Below are 3,311 nucleotides of genomic sequence, written 5' to 3'. Positions count from 1 at the left end.
GGGTGAGCGCCCGCGGGCGGCTGCGGACCTACTTCCTCACCGGCATCATCGTGGCGGGGCCCTTGGCCATCACCGCCTACCTGACCTGGTGGTTCATCGCGCTGATCGACGGCTGGGTGAAGCCGCTGGTGCCGGCGAGCTACCTGCCGGACCACTACCTGCCCTTCTCGATCCCCGGCCTCGGCCTCGTCATCGCCTTCCTGGCGGTAACGCTGCTCGGCTTCCTCACGGCCAACCTCGTCGGGCGCTCGGTGATCGAGTTCGGCGAGGTGCTGCTCGCCCGCACGCCGGTGATCTCGGGGCTCTACCGGGGCCTGCGCCAGATCTTCGAGACCCTGTTCTCGGCCAACGGCACCTCGTTCCGCACGGTCGGGCTGGTCGAGTTCCCCGTGAAGGGCACGTGGTCGGTGGTCTTCCTCTCGGCGCCCGCGGCGGCCGAGGTGCAGGAGGCCCTGCCGCGCGGCGAGGGCGCGGGACACGACTATGTCGGGGTGTTCCTGCCCTGCGCGCCGAACCCGACCACGGGGTTCTTCTTCTACCTGCCGCGCTCGGACATCATCGAGGTCGGCATCAGCGTGGAGGACGCGGCCAAGCTGGTGATGTCGGCCGGCGTGATCCAGCCGGAGGACCCGCAGGGGCGGCTGCACGCGATGGCGGCGACCTTGCGGACGGCGCAGCAGGGGGATGGCGAGGCGCGTCCGAAGGCGGAGCGGCAGGACGCCTGAATTCGGGCGGCCGGCGGAGCGCGGCCCCGGATGTCCGGCCCGGCCACACGGGGCCGGGCGGAAGGGAGGCTTAAGAGGCGCTCGCGGTGATGACCGGAGCCTTGGCGACGGGCGCGTTGCGCAGGCCGCCCATCCAGCCCGTCGAGGTCTCGGCCGCCAGCAGCAGAGCCAGCGCCAGGGCGAGGCCGTTGGCCGCGAGGAAGAGCGGGCGCGCGGCGGCGCGCACCGTGTCGGCGGTCGCCTCGGCGGCCGGGGCCTTGGCGGCGGCGCCGTCCGTGATCGGCAGGAGCCACGCCTCGTGCGCGGTCCAGCCCTCGGACGAGCCCGGGAGGCCTTGGAACGGTCCGTTGAGCATCGGCTTGCCCTCCGTCTTTTCGCTGTCGGTCCCCTATGGGTTCAGGAAACCGTTCATCTCGAGTTAAGGTTGGAGCCTGAACGCTGCAAGGGATAATGCCCCCGCCGCGCCTCCGGCACAAGCCGGAATCTGAACGCCACCTGAACCGCTGGGTCGCAGGGAGCGTTCCGCCCTGCGTATTCATCCCGCGTTCACGAGGCCGCGAGAGGGTCGCGGCGTGGCTTTTCCGGGGCGCGGGCGTTCAGGTTCGGCGAGCGAACGCCGGCTCGCCTCAGCCCGCCTCGAGCAGCCGGATCGCCGCCTCGCGCTCGAACAGGTAGAGCAGCACCCGCAGCGCCCGGCCCCGCGCGCTCCGCAAGCCCGGATCGCGCTCCACGATCATGCGGGCGTCGTCGCGGGCGGCCTCCAGCAGATTCGCGTCGCTTTCCAGCCGGGCGAGCCGGAAGGCCGCCACACCGGACTGGCGCGTGCCCAGCACCTCGCCCTCACCGCGCAAGCGCAGGTCCGCCTCGGCGATGCGGAAGCCGTCCTCGCTCTCGCGCATCATCTCCAGGCGCGCGCGCGAGACCTGGCCCAGCGGCCCGCGGAAGAGCAGCAGGCAGGAGGAGGCCGCCGAGCCCCGCCCGACCCGGCCGCGCAGCTGGTGGAGCTGGGCCAGCCCGAAGCGCTCGGCGTGCTCGATCACCATGATGCTGGCCTCCGGCACGTCCACGCCCACCTCGACCACCGTGGTGGAGACGAGGAGCTTGGTCTCGCCCGCCTGGAAGCGGGCCATGGCGGCATCCTTGTCGGGGCCCGGCATCTTGCCGTGGATCAGCCCGACCGCGGCGCCGAAATACTTCTGCAGGTCCTCGAACCGGGCTTCCGCCGCGGCGAGGTCCACGAACTCGGATTCGGCCACCAGCGGGCAGATCCAGTAGGCGCGCTCGCCCCGCTCGAAGGCGCGCCCGAGCCCGGCCACCACCTCCTCGATCCGGTCGACGGAGAGCGTCACGGTCTTGATCGGCTGGCGGCCCGCGGGCTTCTCGTCGAGGACCGAGACGTCCATGTCGCCGAAGAAGGTGAGCGCGAGGGTCCGCGGGATCGGCGTCGCGGTCATCACCAGGAAGTCGACCGCCTCGCCCTTGGCGCCGAGCGCGAGGCGCTGGTGCACGCCGAAGCGGTGCTGCTCGTCCACCACCGCGAGGCCGAGATCGCGGAACACCACCGCCTCCTGGAACAGCGCGTGGGTGCCGACCAGCACGTCGATCTCGCCCGCCGCGAGGTCCTTGAGCGTGGCGCGGCGCTCGGCCGCCCGGTCGCGGCCGGTGATCAGGCGCAGCCGCAAGGGGCCGGCGAGGGGCGCCAGGCGCTCGTAGTGCTGGCGGGCCAGGATCTCGGTGGGCGCCATCAGGGCGGCCTGCCGCCCGGCCTCGACGGCCGACGCCATGGCGAGCAGCGCCACCGCGGTCTTGCCCGAGCCGACATCGCCCTGGAGCAGGCGCAGCATGCGCCGGTCGGCGGCCAGATCCGCGCGGATCTCGGCGACCGCGCGGGCCTGCGCCCCGGTGAGCCCGAAGGGCAGGCCGGCCTCGATATCCGCGCTCAGGCGCCCGTCGCCCGCGTTGACGCGGCCGGCCTTGCGGCGCTGGCGGGCGCGCAGCAGCGCCAGCGCCAGCTGCGAGGCCAGGAGTTCGTCGTAGGCCAGTCGCCGCCGGGTCGGCGTGGAGGGTGGCGGCTGGAGCGGGTCGGTAGCCTTCGGGGGCGCTTCTCTCGGCCGGTGCTCGGCCGAGAGCGCCTCGGCGAAGGGCGGCCAGGTGTTGCGGGCGAGCCAGGCGGGGTCCTGCGACTCGGGCAGGACCGGCAGGCGCTCCAGGGCGGCCACCGCCAGCTTGCCGATGGCCCGCGAGGTCAGGCCTTCGGTCGCGCCGTAGATCGGCTCGACCGGGGGGAGGGCGGCCAGGCCCTCCGCGTCCATGATGCGGGCGGGGTGGACCATCTGGCGGTGCCCGTCCCAGAGCTCGATCTTGCCCGAGACGTAGCGGTGGCTCCCCAGCGGCAGCATCTTGGCGATGCGGGGCGCGGGCATGCCGAAGAACACCAGGGTGATGTCGCCGCTCTGGTCCTCGGCCAGCACCCGGTGCGGGCGCCGCCCGGCGCCGGGCTGGGGCGGGCGGTGCTCCACCACGGTGACGCCGAGCGTCACCGGCTCGCCCGGCGGCGCCTCGGCGATCGAGCCCTTCATCTGCCGC

General features: G+C 73.5%; 3 protein-coding genes. 1 reads left to right on the top strand and 2 read right to left on the bottom strand.

The window, feature by feature from the left end:
- Window positions 1-2: 2 nt before the first annotated feature.
- On the top strand, window positions 3-725 hold the full coding sequence (locus AX737_RS21730; RefSeq protein ID WP_082773216.1) for a DUF502 domain-containing protein: 723 nt from the start codon (window positions 3-5) through the stop codon (window positions 723-725).
- A 70-nt stretch (window positions 726-795) separates the two neighbouring features.
- Here AX737_RS21730 and AX737_RS21725 read toward each other — a convergent pair whose 3' ends face one another.
- Together AX737_RS21725 and recG are read right to left on the bottom strand one after the other, a co-directional pair.
- Window positions 796-1,080 (bottom strand): hypothetical protein, encoded by a 285-nt coding sequence (locus AX737_RS21725; protein WP_066924837.1) that lies wholly within the window; start codon window positions 1,078-1,080, stop codon window positions 796-798.
- A 271-nt stretch (window positions 1,081-1,351) separates the two neighbouring features.
- A partial coding sequence (gene recG / locus AX737_RS21720) for an ATP-dependent DNA helicase RecG (protein ID WP_066924835.1) occupies window positions 1,352-3,311 on the bottom strand: 1,960 nt, incomplete at its 5' end.

Origin of the sequence: Methylobacterium sp. CCH5-D2 (assembly GCF_001556475.1) — a bacterium.
In the GTDB taxonomy this organism is placed as follows: Bacteria; Pseudomonadota; Alphaproteobacteria; order Rhizobiales; family Beijerinckiaceae; genus Methylobacterium; species Methylobacterium hispanicum.
The sequence above is the reverse complement of the archived record's forward strand: the minus strand, read 5'-3'. Positions and strand labels throughout refer to the sequence as shown.